Annotated in this window: 17 protein-coding genes and 1 other RNA gene; 12 read left to right on the top strand and 6 right to left on the bottom strand. The window is 43.8% G+C overall.

Features of this window, described 5'->3' with window-relative positions; translation table 11 throughout:
- Nucleotides 1-31: 31 nt before the first annotated feature.
- Nucleotides 32-742 carry a VIT1/CCC1 transporter family protein gene (locus D8793_RS01295; RefSeq protein ID WP_125370867.1) on the bottom strand — a complete coding sequence of 237 codons (711 nt, stop codon included), beginning with the start codon at nucleotides 740-742 and terminating at the stop codon, nucleotides 32-34.
- A 325-nt stretch (nucleotides 743-1,067) separates the two neighbouring features.
- Nucleotides 1,068-3,569 carry a leucine--tRNA ligase gene (leuS, locus tag D8793_RS01285; RefSeq protein WP_125370931.1) on the bottom strand — a complete coding sequence of 834 codons (2,502 nt, stop codon included), beginning with the start codon at nucleotides 3,567-3,569 and terminating at the stop codon, nucleotides 1,068-1,070.
- 180 nt (nucleotides 3,570-3,749) lie between these two features.
- Here leuS and D8793_RS01280 point away from each other — a divergent pair, with 180 nt between their 5' ends.
- Nucleotides 3,750-4,451 carry an ion transporter gene (locus D8793_RS01280; protein ID WP_125370868.1) on the top strand — a complete coding sequence of 234 codons (702 nt, stop codon included), beginning with the start codon at nucleotides 3,750-3,752 and terminating at the stop codon, nucleotides 4,449-4,451.
- Nucleotides 4,452-4,522: 71 nt separating this feature from the next.
- On the opposite strand, the gene D8793_RS01275 is transcribed toward D8793_RS01280, so the two are convergent.
- Nucleotides 4,523-6,415, bottom strand: a complete 1,893-nt coding sequence (locus tag D8793_RS01275) for a M13 family metallopeptidase (protein WP_125370869.1) — start codon at nucleotides 6,413-6,415, stop codon at nucleotides 4,523-4,525.
- Between the two features lie 147 nt (nucleotides 6,416-6,562).
- On the opposite strand from D8793_RS01275, the gene D8793_RS01270 reads away from it, so the two are divergent.
- The 4 genes from D8793_RS01270 (at nucleotide 6,563) to tpx (ending at nucleotide 9,717) form a co-directional block, all read left to right on the top strand.
- The gene (locus D8793_RS01270) at nucleotides 6,563-7,282 is read left to right on the top strand and encodes a metal ABC transporter ATP-binding protein (RefSeq protein ID WP_125370870.1); all 720 of its coding nucleotides are present in this window, start codon (nucleotides 6,563-6,565) and stop codon (nucleotides 7,280-7,282) included.
- A 1-nt stretch (nucleotide 7,283) separates the two neighbouring features.
- A complete protein-coding gene (locus D8793_RS01265) occupies nucleotides 7,284-8,120 on the top strand; it encodes a metal ABC transporter permease (protein ID WP_045504337.1) in 837 nt (278 codons plus the stop codon).
- 21 nt (nucleotides 8,121-8,141) lie between these two features.
- On the top strand, nucleotides 8,142-9,074 hold the full coding sequence (gene scbA, locus D8793_RS01260) for a metal ABC transporter substrate-binding lipoprotein/adhesin ScbA (protein ID WP_125370871.1): 933 nt from the start codon (nucleotides 8,142-8,144) through the stop codon (nucleotides 9,072-9,074).
- 151 nt (nucleotides 9,075-9,225) lie between these two features.
- On the top strand, nucleotides 9,226-9,717 hold the full coding sequence (gene tpx / locus D8793_RS01255; protein WP_125370872.1) for a thiol peroxidase: 492 nt from the start codon (nucleotides 9,226-9,228) through the stop codon (nucleotides 9,715-9,717).
- A 152-nt stretch (nucleotides 9,718-9,869) separates the two neighbouring features.
- Here the strand turns inward: tpx and D8793_RS01250 are convergent, their stop codons facing one another.
- The 3 genes from D8793_RS01250 to gshAB all read right to left on the bottom strand — a co-directional run bounded on the left by D8793_RS01250 (nucleotide 9,870) and on the right by gshAB (nucleotide 14,483).
- Nucleotides 9,870-11,126, bottom strand: a complete 1,257-nt coding sequence (locus tag D8793_RS01250) for a toxic anion resistance protein (RefSeq protein WP_125370873.1) — start codon at nucleotides 11,124-11,126, stop codon at nucleotides 9,870-9,872.
- Nucleotides 11,127-11,150: 24 nt separating this feature from the next.
- Entirely contained in the window at nucleotides 11,151-11,996 is an 846-nt protein-coding gene (locus D8793_RS01245) for a hypothetical protein (protein ID WP_125370874.1), read from the bottom strand.
- 234 nt (nucleotides 11,997-12,230) lie between these two features.
- Nucleotides 12,231-14,483, bottom strand: coding sequence for a bifunctional glutamate--cysteine ligase GshA/glutathione synthetase GshB (gshAB, locus tag D8793_RS01240; protein WP_185761015.1), 2,253 nt, complete (start codon nucleotides 14,481-14,483; stop codon nucleotides 12,231-12,233).
- Between the two features lie 302 nt (nucleotides 14,484-14,785).
- Between gshAB and D8793_RS01235 the strand changes: the two genes are divergently transcribed.
- From D8793_RS01235 to D8793_RS01205, 7 genes are all read left to right on the top strand, one after another.
- Entirely contained in the window at nucleotides 14,786-16,078 is a 1,293-nt protein-coding gene (locus D8793_RS01235) for an adenylosuccinate synthase (protein ID WP_048792129.1), read from the top strand.
- Nucleotides 16,079-16,292: 214 nt separating this feature from the next.
- Nucleotides 16,293-16,949, top strand: a complete 657-nt coding sequence (locus D8793_RS01230) for an HAD family hydrolase (protein WP_125370876.1) — start codon at nucleotides 16,293-16,295, stop codon at nucleotides 16,947-16,949.
- Nucleotides 16,950-17,130: 181 nt separating this feature from the next.
- Nucleotides 17,131-17,598, top strand: a complete 468-nt coding sequence (gene tadA / locus D8793_RS01225) for a tRNA adenosine(34) deaminase TadA (protein ID WP_185761011.1) — start codon at nucleotides 17,131-17,133, stop codon at nucleotides 17,596-17,598.
- Between the two features lie 32 nt (nucleotides 17,599-17,630).
- Nucleotides 17,631-17,729: signal recognition particle sRNA small type (gene ffs / locus D8793_RS01220), an RNA gene on the top strand.
- A gap of 436 nt (nucleotides 17,730-18,165) precedes the next feature.
- Nucleotides 18,166-19,515, top strand: coding sequence for a glucose-6-phosphate isomerase (locus D8793_RS01215; RefSeq protein WP_125370878.1), 1,350 nt, complete (start codon nucleotides 18,166-18,168; stop codon nucleotides 19,513-19,515).
- Between the two features lie 182 nt (nucleotides 19,516-19,697).
- Nucleotides 19,698-20,582, top strand: a complete 885-nt coding sequence (locus tag D8793_RS01210; RefSeq protein ID WP_125370879.1) for a hypothetical protein — start codon at nucleotides 19,698-19,700, stop codon at nucleotides 20,580-20,582.
- Nucleotides 20,583-20,600: 18 nt separating this feature from the next.
- Nucleotides 20,601-21,410 carry a hypothetical protein gene (locus tag D8793_RS01205; protein WP_185761012.1) on the top strand — a complete coding sequence of 270 codons (810 nt, stop codon included), beginning with the start codon at nucleotides 20,601-20,603 and terminating at the stop codon, nucleotides 21,408-21,410.
- Nucleotides 21,411-21,799 lie beyond the last annotated feature (389 nt).

Here is a 21,799-nt window from a genome sequence, read left to right as displayed (position 1 = left end):
AAATGATTTCTTTTCAATCTTTTTTGTTATGCTAGGTTGAATAGTTCTTCTTTTGAATTGAGAAGAACTGGCCTACGAGATAGGTGACAGCCATGGTCAAAAGTCCGATAGTGAGGTTACGGATCATAGCATTTTTAATGGGTGCCTGTCCTAATTTTGCACTGGTATAGCCGGTTCCCAAGAGGGAAAGAGCTACAACAAGGACGGTCGCTGGAATCCGATAGGCAGCCGGAAGCAGAACGATGGTCAGCATAGGGGAAATTGCACCTATGGCAAAGGCTAGAAAGCTGGATATGGCTGCGTGCCAAGGATTGGTGAACTCTTCGACCTCAATGCCATACTTTTCCTCGACCAAGGCCTTGAGCGGATCCCGTAAGAAGGCGCGATTGGTCAAGAGTTGGGCAGAAGTCTCGCACTCACCGTTTTGGACGTAGGAGGCGTGGAGGGACTGTCTGGCAATATCTGGGTTCTTTTCCAAGAGTTCTCGTTCTCTAGCCACTGCAGCCTCCTCAGTGTCCTTCTGAGTGGAGACGGATACGTACTCCCCACCTGCCATAGAAAAGGCACCTGCAAATACAGCAGCCAGACCAGATAGAAAGATAATCCAAACATCTTCTGTCGCACTGGCTACCCCGATGACCACCCCTGCGATAGAAATAATACCGTCGTTAGCTCCCAAAACTCCCGCCCGCAAAATATTCAGGCGGCCACTAAAATTTTTATCAATCTTATGTTCTTCCATTCTGAAACTTTTCTTTTTATTTATAATCATTAAAAATAAAAAGACTGACGATAGCAAGTGAAAGTCGGAAAATGAGAAAAGTCCGACGATTTAAGGGAAAATTTCTATCAAAAAAGAGAGTGGGACAAAAGTCCTAGCCTCTCAATTGTCTTTGGATTGTCGAGTAAGACGCAGTGGTTGAGTGGGCTCTACTACGCTGATTTCATCAGCTTTTACAGCCCTACTCAACTGTGCGGAGGTGGGACGACGAAATCGAATTCTAACGAATTACCGATTTCTGTCCCACTCTCTTTTTTATAATCACTATAATGTTGCACCAAACTGCTTATTTTACTACGATATTAACCAGTTTATTAGGCACGGTAATGACTTTTACGACTTCTTTTTCGGCGATTTCAGACTTGATTTTCTCATCTGCCAGAGCGATTTCTTGCAATTCCTCACGGCTCAGGTCCTTAGCTACGATTAGCTTAGCACGGACTTTACCCTTGATTTGAACGACGATTTCAACCTCTGCTTCAACCAGTTTGCTTTCGTCATAAGTTGGCCAAGCTACGTAGGAAATGCTCTCGCCTGTTTGAGCTATAGCCTGCCAGAGTTCTTCAGCCAAGTGCGGTGCAAAAGGCGCAAGCAATTGAATGAGACCTTTAGCATATTCGACATAGAGTTTTTCTTCTTTGTTGGCTGCATTAACAAAGATCATGAGCTGGGCAATGGCTGTGTTAAACTTGAGCTCCTCAATCTGCTCTGTAACAGCCTTGACTGTTTCGTTGTATACCTTGTCGAGAGCACCACTATTTTCAGAGACCAGCTCCTTAGAGTTAAGAAGACGATAGACCCGATCTAGGAACTTGCGGCTGCCTTCCAGACCTTCCTCGCTCCAAGCGATGGATGCATCCAGCGGCCCCATGAACATTTCATAGACACGCAGTGTATCGGCACCATATTGCTCCACTACATCGTCTGGATTGACCACATTCTTCAGAGATTTAGACATCTTAGCAGGCGCCTGCTCCAGTTCTTCTCCCGTTTCGATGTTGAAGAAAGAACCATCACGTTTTTCTACCTTGTCTGTCGCTACAAGAGCACCACGGTGGTCACGGTAGCTAGTCCCCAGAATCATCCCTTGGTTAAAGAGTTTTTGGAATGGCTCTTTGGTTGGAACGACACCGAGGTCATAAAGGAATTTATGCCAGAAGCGAGCGTAGAGGAGGTGGAGCACGGCATGTTCTGCACCTCCGATGTAAATATCAACTGGTAGCCATGCCTTGAGCAAGTCTTCGTCTGCTAATTTCTCGTTGTTATGCGGGTCAATATAACGCAGGTAATACCAGCTAGACCCAGCCCATTGAGGCATGGTGTTGGTTTCGCGGCGTCCTTTGACACCATCTTCCCGAGTCACTGCCAGCCAGTCAGTCAGATTGGCTAGAGGGCTTTCACCAGTACCAGAAGGACGAATGTCCTTGGTTACAGGCAGGACGAGTGGAAGTTCATTTTCAGGAACAGCTGTTGAAGTCCCGTCTTCCCAATGAATGATTGGAATCGGCTCACCCCAGTAGCGCTGACGGCTAAAGAGCCAGTCGCGTAGGCGATAGGTGACTTTTTCATTTCCGACACCTTCCGCTTCCAGCCAAGCAACCATCTTGTCAATAGCGGTAGCCTTGTCCAAGCCATCTAGGAAGCCAGAGTTAATGTGCGGACCGTCTTCTGTATAAGCAGCTTCAACAACATTGCCACCCTCTAGAACTGGAATAATCTCCAAGTCAAACTGCTTAGCAAACTCCCAGTCGCGCTCATCGTGCGCAGGAACGGCCATGATAGCCCCTGTTCCATAGCTTGCAAGCACATAGTCGGCAATCCAGATTGGGATTTCCTTGCCATTGACAGGATTGATGGCATAAGCTCCTGTCCAGACACCAGTCTTATCCTTAGCTAGATCAGTCCGAGCCAGGTCTGATTTGAGGCTGGCTGCGTGTTTGTAGTCTGCAACTGCTTGGGCTTGTTCGGCACTTGTAATGGCATCGACGAGAGCATGCTCTGGGGCCAAAACAGCATAGGTCGCACCAAAAAGGGTGTCCGGACGAGTGGTAAAGACAGTGAAGTCCTTGTCTGTGTCCTTAATCTTGAAAGTTACATTGGCACCGGTGGATTTACCGATCCAGTTGCGCTGCATATCCTTGATAGACTCTGGCCAGTCCAGCTCCTCCAAGTCATTGAGCAAACGTTCTGCATAAGCTGTGATTTTCAGCATCCACTGACGCATAGGCTTGCGGACGACTGGATAACCACCGCGCTCAGAAGTGCCGTCTGGCAGGACTTCCTCATTGGCGATAGCCGTTCCCAGCTCTTCAACCCAGTTTACTGGCACTTCAGCTTCATAAGCCAAGCCTTTTTCGTAGAGCTTGGTGAAAATCCACTGGGTCCACTTGTAGTAGTTAGGATCAGTGGTGTTGACTTCCCGATCCCAGTCGTAAGAAAAACCAAGCGCATTGATTTGGCGTTTGAAGTTGGCGATGTTTTCTGCTGTAAAGTCAGCTGGGTCATTCCCTGTATCCATAGCATATTGCTCAGCTGGCAGACCAAAGGCATCCCAGCCCATAGGATGAAGGACATTATAGCCTTGCGCGCGCTTGTAGCGGCTGAGGATATCCGTCGCTGTGTAGCCTTCAGGGTGTCCTACGTGCAGACCAGCTCCTGATGGATAAGGAAACATATCCAGCGCATAAAAGTTAGGCTTGTCCTTGTCCGTACCTGTCTTGAATGTATGGTGCTCAGCCCAGTATTTCTGCCACTTGGGCTCGATTTCTTTGTGATTGTAAGTTGCCATAATCATTTACTCTCCAACGATCTTTTCTGTGTTCTAGACACGTTTCTATCTATTATACCATTTTCAAGGGATTTTGAAAGCAACCGACGAAGGAGAATGAATAAAATCTTTACTGATCGACCTTGACTTGTTTTTAAAAATAGATAGAATGAAAGCAAGTTTAAAAAAGTGAGGTTGAGGATGGCAAGAAAGACTTTATTTCAGATTATTGAGCCCCATCAAAAGGAAAATACGATTGAAAAATCCTATGATGTACTTATGTTCCTGACTATTATTGTCAGCCTGATCCCCCTGACCACCAAAAGTCACACAGGAATCTTCATGTGGTTGGATTTTGTGTCAACGATTATTTTTATTATTGACTATCTTCTTCGGCTTCTAACGGCCGATTATAAATTGGAAAAAGGTAAGCTTTCTTTTTTCCTCTATCCTTTTACCTTTTTGGCGTTGGCTGATTTGCTCTGCATATTGCCTTCCCTCTTTTTGTTAAATAATAGTTTGCGGCTTTTTAAGATTTTGCGCATGCTTCGTATCTTGCGGGTCTTTAAGTTTATTCGCTATTCTAAGAATGTTCAAATATTGACCAATGTCTTAAAAAAGCAGAAGGACAGTTTAATTATCGTGGGTCTTTTGGCTCTTGGCTATATCTTCATCTCTGCCCTTATCATTTTTAATGTCGAGCCCAGCACATTTCCTACCTTTTTTGACGCCCTCTACTGGGCAACCATTTCCCTGACGACAGTTGGTTATGGTGATATTTATGCAGTTTCAACGACTGGAAAAATTATCACTATGATTTCCTCCTTTTTAGGAATCGCCATTGTGGCTCTGCCCGCTGGTATCATCACGGCCGGCTATATGAAAGAAATCAAAGAACTATAAAAACCTGTTCGGGAAGGATCTAATGCCTTCCTGAGCAGGTTTTTTAATTGATTAAATATGATTGAAGTCCTTTACCAAATCACTACGCGCTCTTCTGGACTCCGCCACATGCCGTCTCCTTCTTGGACATCAAAGGTCGTAAAGAAGTCGTCAAAGTTAGGTAGCTGGACATTTGTCCGAAGTTTAGCGGGCGCATGGACATCGACGCTGGCTAGAAGCTTCATGTACTCTTCGCGTCCCTTCATCCGCCAGATGCGGGCAAAGTTGGTGAAGAATTCCTCCGCAGAGAAATCAGCTTCTTTCTTGGCTGCTTCAAGAGCCGCTGCAATACCGCCCAAGTCCGCTACATTTTCTGAAACGGTCAGCTTACCATTGACCTTGGCACCGTAAGAATCTAGACCTTCAAACTGGTCGATGACTTTCTGAGTCCGCTCAGTAAAGGCTTGGTAGTCATGCTCCGTCCACCAGTTGTTGAGGCTGCCGTTTTCATCAAAGGAAGCGCCGTTGGTATCAAAGGCATGAGAAATCTCATGGGCAATAACCGCACCGATTCCGCCATAATTGGCTGAAGAGGACTGGTGCAGGTCATAGAATGGTGCCTGCAGGATAGCCGCTGGAAAGACAATCAGGTTTTTCTGAGGATTGTAGTAGGCATTGACCATATGGGCTGGCATTCCCCATTCTTTGTAATCCACTGGCTGGTTCCACTTGCTCCAACCATGCTTGATTTCCACTTGTCGAAGCTTCTGAGCATTTTCGAAGAGGCTGAGATTTTCATCCACAATCTTGTCTGCATAGCGCTCAGGCAGCTCCTCCGGGTAGCCGATATAAGGCTTGATGACATTGAGTTTGACAATGGCCTTGTCCCGAGTTTCTGGTGTCAGCCAGTCATTGCTGGCGAGGCGCTCCTTGTAGACTTGGATCATGTTGGCTACTTTTTGCTCCACATCGGCCTTGGCTTCAGGGGAGAATTTTTGTCCAGCATACCAGAGTCCGATGGCTTGATTGAAAGGCGCTTGAGCTAGGTAAAAGGCAGCTTTTTTCTTGTCTTGCGCCTGAGGTGTTCCAGATAGGGCGCGACGGTAAGCGCCTGCTAGGACACGGATTTCGTCAGTCAAGTAGGCTTCAGCTGACGCGATAGCGTTAAAGATAAGCACGGCCTTGAGCAGGGGCCAAGCCTCTTCGCAGTAGAATTGGTCGGCAGCCTGCCAGAAACGCTCCTCTGGTACGATAATCTGGTCAGGAATTTGCCCAATGAGTTGGGTGAAGATCGCATCTAAAGGTAGATTCGGTGCTAAGGATTTGAAATCTTCCCACTTGTAAGGGTGGTAAAGCTTGGCATATTCTGAACTTTCCTCCCGTGATAGTACGACTTTGGCGATTCGAGCATCCAGTTCTAAAACCTTATCCAGCAAATCTTGGATTTCTTCTGCTGAAAATTCGAATTTTTGCAGCAAAGCTTCGGAAGATTCGCGCCATTTTTTCAAGAGCTTATCCTTTTGAGGATGCCCATCGGCATAGTAGGTTGTGTCTGGGAGGATAGTACCTGGCGCATCTGCCCAAAGGACATTGATACGGGCGTCCATAAAGTCAGGCGCTACACCAAAAGGAAAGAAATTGGGCTTGCCAGCCAGCTCAAACTCGGCAATCTTTGTGGTAAATTCTGCAAATGAGTTGAGTGCTTGGTATTCCGCAATCAAAGGCAAAACAGGCTTGATACCGAGTGCTTCCCGCTTGTCATGGTCAGCTGCTAAACGATGGTACTTGATAAAGTTTTGCAAAATAGCATCATCAGGAACTTCCTCACCCCGCAACCATTGATCAGTAGTGGAGAGCATCAGCTTTTCAATCTCATCTGACAAATCTGTGAAGCCGCCGGTTACAGGCTTGTCATCTGGGATAACCGCTGTTTTGGCCCATTCACCATTAATGGCATCATAAAAATCATCTTGTAAACGTGTCATCTTGTTCTCACTTTCATGCTTTTGATATAACCTTATCAAAATTAGCTCCTTTTTTCAAATATTTCCTATATTGATTCTAAGGATTTTTTAAAATTAACTTGACTTAATTTTCATTTTAATGTATATTAAAACAAAAGAGGTGTAACAATGATTGAAATGAAAAATTTAAGTGTCAGTTATCAAGGACAACTGGCCTTAGAACCAATTTCTTTAACAATAAAAGGACCGACTATCACAGGGATTCTTGGACCAAACGGGGCTGGGAAGTCAACTCTCATAAAAGGGATGTTAGGAATTGTTGAGAGTGAGGGGCAGACTTTTCTGGATAGAAAACCCATGAAGCAGGAATTAAACAAGATTGCTTATGTAGAGCAGAAAATTCACATTGATTATAATTTTCCGATCAAGGTCAAGGAGTGTGTGTCTTTGGGTCTGTATCCTAAGATCAAGCTCTTTCAACGCCTCAAAGCGTCTGACTGGGAAAAGGTTGCTCGGGCTTTGAAAATCGTTGGTTTAGAAGATTTTGCTGAGCGGCAGATTAGCCAGTTGTCTGGTGGGCAATTCCAGCGGGTCTTGATTGCCCGTTGCTTGGTTCAGGAGGCAAAATATATCTTCCTAGATGAGCCTTTTGTTGGGATTGACTCGGTCAGTGAAGAGATTATTATGAAAACACTCCGTCAGCTAAGAAAAGCTGGGAAGACGATTTTGATTGTCCACCATGACTTGAGCAAGGTGGTCGCTTATTTTGATCAAGTCTTGTTACTTAATAAAAAAGTTGTCGCTTTCGGATCAACTGAGAGCACCTTCACCAAAGAAAATATGCAGAAGACCTATGGCTCTCAGCTCTTTATGAATGGAGGTGCCTAGGATGATTCAGGAATTTATTCAAGGATTACATGACTTTCATTTCCTGCAAAATGCTTTGATTACGGCCATTGTGATTGGAGTGGTGGCCGGTGCCGTTGGATGCTTTATCATTCTACGGGGCATGTCGCTCATGGGGGATGCCATCTCTCACGCGGTGCTGCCCGGTGTGGCCCTGTCTTTTATTTTGGGGATTAATTTCTTCATCGGTGCCATTACCTTTGGCTTACTAGCTTCCATTATTATCACTTATATCAAGGGCAATTCTATTATCAAAAGTGACACGGCTATCGGAATTACTTTTTCTTCCTTCCTGGCTCTGGGGATCATTTTGATTAGCGTTGCCAAGAGTTCGACCGACCTCTTCCATATTCTCTTTGGGAATATCTTGGCGGTACAAGACCTTGATATGTGGATTAGTATTGGCGTGGGTATTTTGGTGCTGCTGGTCATTAGTATTTTCTTCAAGCAACTTTTGCTGACGTCCTTTGACCCGCTTTTGGCCCAAGCTATGGGAATGAAGGTTAATTTTTACCACTATTTGCTGATGATTCTCTTGACTTTGGTTTCTGTCACAGCTATGCAAAGTGTCGGAACGATTCTGATTGTGGCCATGCTGATTACACCAGCTGCGACAGCCTATCTCTATGCCAAGAGTCTCAAGACCATGATTTTATTGTCATCTGCCTTGGGGGCTGGTGCATCTGTTTTAGGCCTCTTCATCGGTTATAGTTTTAATGTTGCAGCAGGTTCTAGTATCGTTCTAACCTCTGCCCTGATCTTTTTGGTTTCATTTTTTATCGCACCAAAACAGCGGTATTTAAAAAGAAAAGTAAAATAATATATTTATGGAGGATTTCCAATGAAAAAATGTCGTTTCTTAGTTCTGCTTTTGCTGGCTTTTGTCGGCCTAGCAGCCTGCTCTAGTCAAAAAAGCAGTACCGAGACTGGTTCTTCAAAATTGAATGTTGTTGCGACCAACTCGATTATTGCGGATATTACAAAGAATATCGCTGGCGATAAGATCAATTTGCACAGTATCGTACCTGTCGGCCAAGACCCACATGAATACGAGCCTCTACCTGAAGATGTCAAAAAGACTTCCCAAGCGGATCTCATTTTCTACAATGGGATTAACCTGGAAACTGGTGGCAATGCTTGGTTCACAAAATTGGTAGAGAATGCTAAGAAAAAAGAAAACAAGGACTACTACGCTGTCAGCGAAGGCGTTGATGTCATTTATCTTGAAGGCCAAAATGAAAAAGGAAAAGAAGATCCGCATGCTTGGCTTAACTTGGAAAATGGTATTATCTATGCGAAAAACATTGCCAAGCGCTTGATTGAAAAGGATCCGGCTAACAAAGAAACTTACGAGAAAAATCTTAAGGCTTATGTGGAAAAATTGAGCGCTTTGGACAAGGAAGCTAAAGAGAAATTCAACAACATTCCTGAAGAGAAGAAAATGATTGTAACCAGCGAAGGTTGCTTCAAGTACTTCTCTAAGGCCTATAATGTGCCATCAGCCTATATCTGGGAAATCAACACTGAAGAAGAAGGAACTCCAGACCAAATTAAAAGCTTGGTTGAAAAACTACGCAAGACGAAAGTGCCATCTCTCTTTGTGGAATCAAGTGTAGACGACCGTCCGATGAAGACTGTTTCTAAAGACACTAATATCCCAATCTACGCTAAAATCTTCACTGACTCTGTTGCAGAAAAAGGAGAAGAAGGAGATAGCTACTACAGCATGATGAAATATAATTTAGAAAAGATTGCAGAAGGTCTGTCTAAATAATGGTAAGAGGTTGGGAAGATAAAATCCTAACCTCTTTATTTCTGAAAAACAAGCTTCGCATGGAGTCGCTCTCAAATTTTCAGTCAAATTATTCGAAAAAAATCACTATTCGCAGTACAATGGAGCTATCAAACATGAATGGAGACTTCCTATGACAACTTTTCTCGGAAATCCTGTAACCTTTACGGGTCAGCAATTGCAAGTCGGAGACACCGCCCACGATTTTAGCCTGACGGCTACTGACCTTTCAAAGAAAACTCTGGCTGACTTTGCTGGTAAAAAGAAAGTCCTCAGCATCGTACCGTCTATCGATACTGGTGTCTGCTCAACTCAGACCCGTCGTTTCAATCAAGAACTCTCTGACTTGGACAATACCGTTGTTATCACGGTTTCAGTTGACCTACCTTTCGCCCAAGGCAAATGGTGTGCTGCTGGAGGCATCGAAAATGCCGTCATGCTATCAGACTACTTTGACCATTCTTTTGGCCGTGACTATGCTGTCCTCATCAATGAATGGCACCTGTTGGCTCGGGCAGTCCTAGTTTTAGACGAAAACAACACCGTGACCTACGCTGAGTACGTAGACAACATCAATACCGAGCCAGATTATGATGCAGCCATTGCTGCAGTCAAAAGTCTGTAAAGAATTATACTTTTCCAAAAAATGCACTCAATTTTTCCTAAGAGCTGAGTGCATTTTTGTCTTCTTGGACAAAGATTTTTGAAAATAGAAAAAGACAAACATCAGTTTTGATGTTTGTCTACGATTTGAAAGAGCCTGGATGGCTCTTTTGCTTATTCTGAAGTTAATTCTTTCTGGGCTTCCTTGCCTTGGTCCAGCAGGGCTTGGATAATCTTTTGATCACGCAGTTTGACAGAGTTGTTGATGGTCTCTGCAGATTGGATGACGGCCGCTTCTAGCAGAGCGCGTTTTTCTCGTCCTTTATCAATGGCTTCGATAATGCCTTGATTTTGTGCGACGAGGCTTTCTGCCAGCTTAGTGACAGACTCAATCGCGATAGTAGGGCTTTGGGAAATCCGCTCCAGCTGAGGAATGACTTCCTTGCTGGTCTCAGCGAGCATTTGCAGGGCAGCGTTATTCGCATTAGAGATGGCGTCAGCTACTTGACCAGACTTCATGGATTGCTGGAGAATGCCTAACTGGGCGATAGACAGTTTCATCGTTGGAATGGTATTGCGGCGGAGCATTCCTAGCTTCTGGCGCATATCAGAGGAAACCTTGACTAGATTACGCATTTGAGGAGTCGTCGCCCAAGCCACATAGAGACGGCTGACATATTCAGTGTGTTGCTGCTCTAAGGTATTGACCACCTCTGTCATTCGGGCTAATTCTTGCGATTTGACTTGATAGTCAACGGTTGTCATATCTAGCTGAGCAACTTCAGCCTGCAGCTTGAGCGCTCGTTTGCCGGATTCCTGCTGAGCAGCTTCGATAAAGGAAATAACTCCGACTAGGTTTTCAATCGATTTGGTATTGTCCTCAATCAGCATTTCAGCAGAAACGATGTTACGAGCCAGAACATCTTCTTGTTTGACGACGGTTGCAGCCATGCCATCCATTTTCTGCTCAATATTTTGTGAGTCGAAATAGAATTCTTGAAGAGTGTTTTTGCTCTGTTTGAAGAGTTTTTCTAGGAAATTAGGCTTCTTGTCCAGTTCTGCTACTTGAGCATCCTTGTATTTTGCGACAAAGCCATTAAGTTCTTTGTTAGTGTTTTTTAAGAGCTCATCTACCTGGGGAATTTGTAATTTTTTCTGCTCGGCTAAGATACGATTGACGGTACCGTTGACCTCTTCTACAGCAGATTGGCCAAAGTCCAGCAAGGCATTCTGGTCCGATACGAAATTATCCACAAGCTGAGGAGCTTTGGCCGTAATCGCATTCTGTTGCTCAGGCGTCAGCTTTTCCAGAAAAGTTAGCTGGCCATTTTCTTGAGTCGTGTTGGATTCGATGATTTCTGTTGTTTTGTCGCTTTTGCTGATAGCATTATTGGCAATTTTATCAATGTCAAAGTTAAATTCTTGGCTCATAGTTTCTCCTTTGGTTTTTCTAGCTTAAAAGCCAGTATCTGTTTGTTTTTCCTTGTCTAAGATACGCAGGCTAATGTCAAAATCCCTCAAATCAGCTTCATTTAACTGGCGCAGTGCTTCGTCTAGGTCCAAGTCAAACTGCTCGATAGCTGCTTTAGCCTTGGCTAGCCGCTCCTCGGCATTGTAAAAATCTTTGGGAGAGGCTTTGATTTTGAGGTAGCCTTCTAAAATATCTTCGTAGTGCTCCATCTGGGACTGATGAATGGCAGTCAGTTCTTCCTTGTTGTTGCTTTCGGATTGAGAGATTTTTTGAAGAATGGCCTCGTGGTCAATCTGAATATTGCGAACCGTAGCGACCAATTCTGGAGCTAGCTCTTCTAGGCTCGTTTTCTTTGGCTGCGCTTCTTTTTGCCTTTTCTCCCGTTCAATCTTTTGCAGTTGTTTATCAATTTCCTCGGTTACAGTAGTAACTTTAGTCTGAATGCGCTGGTAGACAGATGCAGGAATTTCATCTCGCAATTCCTTAGCAACGTTTTTGATATAGGTGAGTTGGGGAAGAATTTGCAGGGCCAAGTCTTGGTAGTCTTCCTTCTTGCCGTATTCTTGGTAGCTTTCTAATTCTTTAATACGGCGGTCCGCCTGACCAATCTCTGCCTTTAAATCTTCAATACGGCCAATGCTGGCTTGTTTAGCTTCAATACGAACTCTTTTCTGTCTTTGGTAGCGATAGATTCCGTAGCTAATAGCTCCCAAAATAGCAATGGGGATCAGGTAGCTGGCTACCACTCCAGAACCAAATATAATTGCAAGTATCCAAATCCAGCTAAACCATTCCGGCTGCTGGTTAGAATTATTCCTTCTTCTCGACATGGACTTTTCTCTTTCTTCTCAATGTGATATTTCTATTTTAACATAAAAGCTGATTTTTGAAGGATAAAGAGTGCAATGATTTTATATATTCAGATATGTTTTTAGATTTATTGAGAATGCCTGCCTCATCAAGAAAGAGCTTTGTTTCCTTTCCTAAAAGTAAGCATAAGAGTTCTTTTTTATCACAAGTGGGCAAGCAAAAATCGCAAGGAATACCCTGCGATTCTTGTTTTATCAATCCATTTCTGGGAAAAGTTTGGTCAGTATTTTAGGGGTGATACTTTGCCCCGGCCCCTCAGCACAATAGGTGTGCATATACATAGAGGGGTTGAAGTTGAGCTCGATGCAGGTACAGTTGGGATTTTCCTTGGTGGAAATAGCAGAGCTGTCAGGGATGATTAGATCAACGCCACAGGCCCAAGCTCCCATAGCTCGTGCCATGTCCGCAGCGAGTTCCTTATAAGACGGGTGCATACTTTCAGTCACATCAATCGAGTCTCCGCCAGTAGAAATGTTGGAATTACGCCGCAAATCAACTTTGACTCCAGCAGGCAGGATATCATCTGGTCCATAACCTTGCTGGTTCAGCATGAGCAGTTCAATGTCGCCCAGTTCAATGATTTCGAGCGGTGAGCGATGATCTCGTCCCCGTAGGGGATTGTCATTTTTGATGGTAACCAATTCTCTCACGGTATGCTGGCCGTCTCCAACAACATTGGCCGCCACGCGCAAGAGAACCGCCTCACATTGACCGTCTAAGACAAAGAAGCGGTATTCCGTTCCAGCGATAAATTCCTCCACCAAGACGGCGGCATCTTCTGAAAAAGCAATCTCCAAAGCTTTGCGGTAGGCTTCCAGACTAGCTGGTTCTTGGAAGATAGAGATGCCCAGTCCGAAGTTGGTTGACTTGGGTTTGACAACAATTTTTCGGTCTTTAATCAAAGGATAATAGGCCAGACCCTCTTCAAGAGAAGAAAACTCCGCCCCAGCAGGAACAGGAAAGTCAGCTGCAGCCAAAATCTTTTTGGTGACTGTTTTATTGGCCATGGCCAGCGGGATGACATAGTTATCCTTGGAGGTCATGTTGCCGTTCTTGACATACTCTACATGCTGACCGTGCCAAAGCTTGAGAAATTGGTCATTTTCATCTAGGATCTCGAGATGGAGGCCTTTCTGGAGAGCGTCAAACATAAGCATTTGAGTGGAAAGCTCCATCTTTTCATAGCCCTTGAGGGCGTAGGGTGCAGTCCAGGCGTAATCTCGATATTTCTTAGCCTTTGCCAATCCAAATGCTGAGAGGGAGTTCTTCTCAATATGAGGCAATAATTGCCCTGCCAGAGTCAGCTTGGGTTCAGCCAGTGTAGCTCTGACTTGTGCGAGCAATTGGCGGTAGGAGGCAGGGAGATTGAAATGCTGGATCACATTTTCCATAGCTTGGAGAATAGCAGAGCTGTCGGCCTCTGCAGGTAGGGGCGTCAAGGGGTGAGCCAGAGCAACGGCCTCGTTGAGAGCATGAGCCGCTTGTAGCTGTGTATCGCTATCTGTCACATCATCCAGCCACAATAGAGCCAAGAGAAAGAGATGGACCGTGTCCAAGGTTTCCTGACTGATGCCCAAAACGTCGAAAGGATTGAGGTCGAAACAGCGCAGTTCCAAGTAAGTAATGCCTTGTTCTAGGTAATCTCGATTTCGTTTTTGACCGCGAAAGCGCACGGGCGAGTAGAATTCCTTTTCCGCACTTAGGTCGCCAGACTTGACATAGGATTCGATGTCCGAAACATAGCTTTCCAGCGAGCGAAATGACACATGGATATGCTCGTCATTGACGTAGCCGTGATGGCTATTTCGGAGTGAACGGACAGGAGCCTCAACTGGCTCATCGTAAAAGCCAGCTTCTGCCAGTGGAGCCGCACCATAAAGATAGGTCAAGAACCAGCGGAAACGGAGGAAATTGCGAGCTAATTTGAGATAGAGGGCATTTTTGAAATCCTTGAAGGAAGAAAGGTTGCTAGCCTCAAAGAGAGCCGTCATCAAATCTTTTCCTAGCTCGATATTGTAATGAATGCCGGAAATGGTCTGGAGCCGTTTGCCGTATTTTTCTGCTAAACCTTGACGATAATGGAGTTCGTAGGCATTTTCGAGGTGGGCGATTTCAATCTCGTCTTCTCGGAGTTGGGGAGGCATGGACAAGGGCCACATGAGTTCATCTTGGGGAATGGAGCGTCCAGCTACATCGGTGATGGCACCCAGTAGGCGACGGGCCTCCTGAGTTGAAGAGGCGATGGGCGTAATCAACTCGAGCTGTTGCTCGCTAAAATCTGTCTGGATATAGGGATGAAAACTCCGAGAACCCAGAGAGCTGGGATGGGGAGTTGAAGCCAGTGTACCTGCTTCTGTCACACGTAGGGATTCTCTTTCCAGTCCAAAAGTCGCCTGTAAGATCGGGCTGGTAGGGTCTAACTTTTCAAGTAAACGATCAATAGTCATCATGTTTTTCCGTCCTTAGTATAGTACTTTCAGTCTATTATAAAAAAGGCCATAAAACAACTATTCACTACGTTTTTAATGAATTTCCGAACTTTTATTTCCATTTGTTGGATATATTTCGTGAAAATGGAAAAATCCAAAAAGAATTATTCGCTTTCAAAGGTGAAAATCCAAATTTAAAAGACACCTGATCTTGAAAAAAATTCAAAATTTTCTTATAATAAAGTGTAAGATACGTTTGCAGGTGAAACTCCTGCCTTGTAGATTAAGAAAGGAAGAGCTCTTGTAGCTCAGACGAAATTATGACATCAGTTGTTGTTGTAGGAACCCAGTGGGGAGATGAAGGAAAAGGGAAAATTACGGATTTCCTTTCGGCCAATGCTGAAGTGATTGCCCGCTACCAAGGCGGTGACAATGCTGGACATACGATTGTGATTGACGGGAAAAAATATAAATTGCACTTGATTCCGTCAGGAATTTTCTTCCCAGAAAAGATCTCAGTGATCGGAAATGGGATGGTGGTCAATCCTAAATCTCTGGTCAAGGAGTTGGCTTATCTGCACCAAGAAGGTGTTACCACAGATAATTTGCGCATTTCAGACCGTGCCCATGTCATCCTGCCTTACCATATCGAGCTGGACCGCCTGCAAGAGGAAGCGAAAGGCGACAATAAAATCGGGACGACGATCAAGGGAATTGGTCCTGCCTACATGGACAAAGCTGCGCGTGTTGGTATCCGTATCGCTGACCTTTTGGATAAAGACATTTTCAGAGAGCGCTTGGAGCGGAATTTAGCTGAGAAAAACCGCCTCTTTGAGAAATTGTACGATAGCCAAGCGATGAGCGTTGACGATATTTTTGAAGAATATTATGAATACGGTCAGCAAATCAAGCAGTATGTGACCGACACATCAGTCATTCTCAATGACGCCCTGGATCAAGGCAAGCGTGTCCTCTTTGAAGGGGCACAAGGCGTTATGCTGGATATTGACCAAGGGACCTATCCATTTGTAACCTCGTCTAATCCAGTTGCTGGTGGGGTGACGATTGGTTCAGGTGTTGGTCCAAGCAAGATTGACAAGGTAGTTGGTGTCTGCAAGGCCTATACGAGCCGTGTCGGTGATGGACCGTTCCCAACAGAGCTTTTTGATGAAGTGGGCGAGCGTATCCGCGAAGTGGGTCATGAATATGGTACAACGACTGGTCGTCCGCGTCGTGTGGGCTGGTTTGACTCCGTTGTGATGCGCCACAGTCGCCGCGTATCAGGAATTACCAACCTTTCTCTCAACTCCATTGACGTTTTGAGTGGTCTAGATACAGTCAAAATCTGTGTAGCCTACGATTTGGATGGGGAGCGAATCGACCATTATCCAGCAAGTTTGGAGCAACTCAAGCGCTGCAAGCCAATCTATGAAGAATTGCCAGGTTGGTCAGAAGACATCACTGGTGTCCGCAGTCTAGAAGACCTGCCAGAAAATGCCCGCAATTATGTTCGCCGTGTCAGCGAACTGGTTGGAGTCCGCATTTCGACTTTCTCAGTCGGACCAGGTCGCGAGCAAACCAATATTTTGGAAAGTGTTTGGTCAAGTTTATAAGCAAGTGAAGACAAGAGAGTGGGACAGAAATCGGTAATTCGTTAGAATTCGATTTTATCGTCCCACCTCCGCACAGTTGAGTAGGGCTGTAAAAGCTGATGAAATCAGCGTAGTAGAGCCCACTCAACCACTGCGTCTTGCTCGACAATCCAAAGACAATTGAGAGGCTAGGACTTTTGTACCAGCCTCTTTTTGAAAGCAGAGAGAGGAAAAAATGTATCAAACGATTTTATTTGACCTAGACGGTACCTTGACCAATTCAGAACTAGGGATTACCAACTCAGTGGCCTATGCCTTAGGAAAATATGAGATTCAAGTACCAGACAAGAAAGCATTAAGAGTCTTCATCGGTCCGCCCTTGCAGGATTCTTTTGAGCGCTTTTATGGATTTTCTAAGGAAGAATGTTTAAAGGCCATTGACTACTATCATGAGTACTTTTCTGAAAAAGGCCTTTATAAAAATGAGGTCTATCCAGGCGTTCCTGACTTGCTAGCTTCTCTGAAGCAGGCTGGCAAACAGTTGATTGTAGCTACGTCAAAGCCTGAAGAATTTTCCATTCAGATTCTCAAGCATTTTGATTTGTATGACTATTTTGACTTTGTTGCTGGTGCGACCATGGACAGAAAACGTAGTAAAAAAAGCGATGTTATCCAGTATGCCTTAGAGCAAAATGGGATTACAGATTTGGCGCATACCATCATGATTGGAGACAGAGAGCACGATGTGCTTGGCGCTCAAGCGCAAAAGCTTGATTCTATCGGCGTCCTTTATGGCTTTGGTAGCAGGGAAGAATTGGAAGAAGCCGGAGCCACCTATATTGCCCAAGAAGTTGGAGAAATTGCTAAAATTATCAATACTCAGAGAGCTTAAGCTTTATTTAAGATAGGCCAGCTATACTAGAAGCATAAACAAAGACCTCCTAACTTTGTTTAAACCTCCTAAACTTTTTCATAATAATCTCCCATAAGAGTCGCCCGATCGGCGGCTTTTTTGTGAGTCATAAGCTGCCTGTGGTATAATGAACAAAGAAACTAAAAGGAAGAGAGAAGAGATGGACTACACGATAGAGGAAAAAGAAATATTTATGAGGGAGGCGCTGAAGGAGGCGGAGATTGCCCTCGCCAATGATGAAATACCGATTGGCTGTGTCTTGGTCAAGGATGGTCAGATTATCGGGCGTGGACATAATGCGCGTGAGGAGTTGCAGCGGGCGGTCATGCATGCGGAAATCATGGCGATTGAAGAGGCCAATCAGCAGGAAAATAGCTGGCGCCTACTGAATACGACGCTTTTTGTCACGATTGAGCCCTGCGTCATGTGCAGCGGGGCTATCGGTCTGGCTCGCATTCCCAAGGTAATCTATGGGGCGAAAAACCAGAAATTCGGTGCTGGGGGCAGTCTCTATGATATTCTGACGGATGAGCGGTTGAATCACCGCGTAGAGGTTGAAAGTGGCCTTTTAGAAGAAGAATGTGCGGCGATTATGCAGAACTTCTTCAGAAATCGCAGGAAAAAGTAAAGAAAATTAGCCAAAAAAGAAAGTTTGTGTTATACTAATTAGTGGAGCAACAGTTCTGCGTGAAGCGGGTCAGGGGAGGAATCCAGCAGCCCTAAGCGAAGTGAACTGTGTGCTCTTTTCTATTGCTCTTGATGGATCAAGACTGAAAGTCGCAGATGAATCTTAGAGCAGTGGATGGGAGTGGAACAGAACTTATGTTCGTAGTTCCACCCCCGCAAGGCTGATTAGGCTTTCTTCTAAGCTTGAAAAGCGAAAGAATAGCCAATCAGCTACTGTGTTAAGTTGCTTGACTAATATTTAGTTAAGGTGGGAATACGTTAATCCTTGTAAACCGAATCAAGTCCAAAGGACGCTGAACCTCTCAACCTGCTCATGAAATTGAGAGCAGGAATTTTTTGGTAATAATAGCAGATTGCGCAAACGATTGCGTTCGCTTCTAGTCTAGGATTTGCAAAATTGTAAAAAAATTAACAAAATTTTATATTAAAGCGTTTTCATTGAAGGAATTACTTGCTAAAAAAGTATGAAAGCGATATGATAGAGTGGAAGAAAAAATGGAGGAATATCATGTCACATATTAAATTTGATTATTCAAAAGTTTTAGATAAATTTGTTGCCCCGCATGAAGTGGAATACATGCAAGCACAAGTAACTGCAGCAGACGAATTGATCCGCAAAGGAACTGGTGCTGGCAGCGACTTTTTGGGTTGGTTGGACCTTCCTGAAAACTACGACCGCGAAGAATTTGACCGCATCTTGAAGGCTGCGGAGCAAATTAAATCAGACAGCGATGTCTTGGTTGTGATCGGTATCGGTGGATCTTACCTCGGTGCCAAAGCAGCCATCGACTTCTTGAACCACCACTTTGCAAACTTGCAAACAAAAGAAGAGCGCAAAGCGCCACAAATCCTTTACGCAGGAAACTCAATCTCATCTACTTACCTTGCTGACTTGGTAGAGTACGTAGCTGACAAAGACTTCTCAGTAAACGTGATTTCTAAATCTGGTACAACAACAGAACCAGCTATCGCTTTCCGTGTCTTCAAAGAACTCTTGGTTGAGAAATACGGTCAAGAAGAAGCTAACAAACGTATCTACGCTACAACTGACCGACAAAAAGGTGCTGTTAAGGTCGAAGCAGATGCTAACGGTTGGGAAACATTCGTGGTTCCAGATGACATCGGTGGACGCTTCTCAGTCTTGACTGCAGTTGGTTTGCTTCCAATCGCAGCATCAGGTGCAGACATCAAAGCTCTCATGGAAGGTGCGAACGCAGCTCGTAAAGACTACACTTCAGACAAGATTGCTGAAAATGAAGCTTACCAATACGCAGCGGTTCGTAACATCCTTTACCGCAAAGGCTACGCTACAGAAATCTTGGTAAACTACGAGCCATCACTTCAATACTTCTCAGAATGGTGGAAACAATTGGCTGGTGAGTCAGAAGGGAAAGACCAAAAAGGTATTTACCCAACTTCAGCAAACTTCTCAACTGACTTGCACTCACTTGGTCAATTTATCCAAGAAGGAACTCGTATCATGTTTGAAACAGTTGTCCGTGTTGACAAACCACGCAAGAACGTGATTATTCCTACTTTGGAAGAAGACCTTGATGGACTTGGTTACCTTCAAGGAAAAGACGTTGACTTTGTAAACAAAAAAGCAACTGACGGTGTCCTTCTTGCCCACACAGATGGTGATGTACCAAACATGTACGTGACTCTTCCAGAGCAAGACGCCTTCACTCTTGGTTACACTATCTACTTCTTCGAATTGGCCATCGCTCTTTCAGGTTACTTGAATGCGATCAACCCATTTGACCAACCAGGTGTTGAGGCCTACAAGAAAAATATGTTTGCCTTGCTGGGCAAACCAGGTTTTGAAGAGCTTGGTGCAGAATTGAATGCACGCCTCTAATGAACAGATGAAGCGATCTAGAAATAGATCGCTTTTTATATAGCTATCTTTAACTACAGGAGTATTGGCGGATTATATCGTTTTATGATATAGTAGAACTACTATATTTATACTTTGCGCGTTAAACTTTGGTCACGAAAAGTAGGAGATGCCGGGCAAAGGAGATTAGTAAAGGAGATATTATGACAACAGAAGATAAGATGCCTATTAAATCGCAAGAAGGTCAAAATATTCAACAACCTTTTCAAAAAGAAAATAATTCGGCCTTTCAACAGGGGAGCCCTCAAGATTTTCAACTGAAGTCTAAATCTGGTTGGGCTAAACTTATTTTTTTTTCAATCCTTGCTATCTGTATTGGTGGATTGATTGGTGGAGGTGCAGGCTATCTTTGGGGACAATCATCCAAGTCCGAAGCAGACATCCAACGCTCTAAGCGACTAGAACGTGCCGAGAAAGAGGCTAAAGATACAAGAACTGGTTTTATTACAGATAAAGACAGGGTCGTATTTACTTGGACTCTCAAAGATCTTGGTTTGTTGAGTTATAACAATAAGAATGATCGTGGATTAACAGCAGATCAGATTGTTAATACCTATGGATTAGCTTCTAGTATAGAATATGAAAAGAAAGGGATTACTCTTTCTTGGAGGAGATCAAAGTCTTCAAAAGAACAAAGTGTTTCTATGTTTTTTGAAAAAGTTGATGGAAATTATTACTTGAAGTCTGTGTATGCTTATGAATTGAGTGAATTCTATCCTGACGAGAATTCGGAGGATGAAGATGAGAATGATACCGCAGAAGATCTTAATTTGACAACAGAAGAGTATAAAAGTCTGAGAAAAGGAAATGTACAGACAGGTAAAGGTGGTACATCTTTAGCTGAATTATTAAAGAAGCATAGACAGTCTGTTCGAATTGAAACAGAAAGGGATGCTGCTGATGATAGCTATAAATCTACTCGATTGCTTGCAACTGTATCTTATAAAGTTGATGGAGATTATAAGACAATGCGATTTTTAGCACAACCAAATGGGGATTTCCTATACATTGGTTCGGAACGTTATTAATTTAGAGGAGATGTATGAATGATGAACATGAATCAATCACAGGTACAGTTCGATGTGCTGGTAAAGCGTGATCACGAGAGGCCTAGAAAAGGGCTACTCCTTACTGGTATCATTGCTTTTGCGGTTTTAGGACTTATTGTTGGTCTATTTTTTGGCCATTCTGTAGGTGTTATGAATGTAACCAAGCATCTCTACCCAATCCTCAGACCAAGGACTGATACAGGTGTATCAAAAAGGGATGTAGCTGATAAGTTTATCAACCCAGAAGAGACAGATTTTAGTTGGGATATCGCTGATCTTACTGAGCTTAAGTTCGGCATATTTGATGAGCCAGATTTAGGGACTTCCATTGAAGATGTTCTTGATAAGCATGGAAAGGCCTTAAAAGGTTCGTTTCAAAGGGACAGAATTAATTTAGAGTGGGGTGAGTTGGATAAAGATCGCCAGGAGGATGAAGATTTTGATTATCACACAGTTCGTAAAATAAACCTTACTTTTAGAAAAGCAGGTGATAGCTACTATCTACAAGACATTTCTTATTCAGGGGACTCCCAAAAAGCTAAAATGAATCCTATGACTTCTGATTATTATGATAAGTTGAAAGTAGGAGATCCAAAAACAGGAAAGGATGGAATCTCTTATAAGGAGGTTTTAAAGGGGCATGCTATTTCGTCTTTGTCAATGTCCGCAGATAAAGCTTATAAAACTCATGAAATAGCTACTAAAATGACGATTAGATTTACTACGTCAAGTTCTGATGATTATAAGTTAGTCTTTATAAAGCAGGCAGATGGAAACTTTCTCTTAGCTAAAAAAGGAGATGATTAAGAAGCGTTTGTCTGTGATAGAATAGAAAATTAAAATGACTATTGATGCCAACAGCGGTCGTATTTTGGCTGAAAAAGTGAAATAAAAATGGTCATATATAGTTGGTTTTGTGGGCACGGACGAGAGTTCGTGCCTTTTTGCTTGTGTACTTTCAAGCTAAGCCGGTTCAAAATATGATATACTGGAATAAAGTTATATTAGCATGACAAGTTTTAGGCTACTGTCTTCAAATAGTTGTTTTATAAAAGGAGCCATCCTGATAGTTTGTGCAGCTATTTGACTGCTTAACGGTGTTTTTTATAGAAAAGAGAATAGCAGCATTCAGCGAAGAAGCATTGTGAACTGTTAGACGAGTCGTCTTTTTAATGATAGAAGAGCCAATAGATGAG

It is taken from the genome of Streptococcus cristatus, from assembly GCF_003943465.1.
Lineage (GTDB): Bacteria > Bacillota > Bacilli > Lactobacillales > Streptococcaceae > Streptococcus > Streptococcus cristatus_C.
The sequence above is the reverse complement of the archived record's forward strand: the minus strand, read 5'-3'. Positions and strand labels throughout refer to the sequence as shown.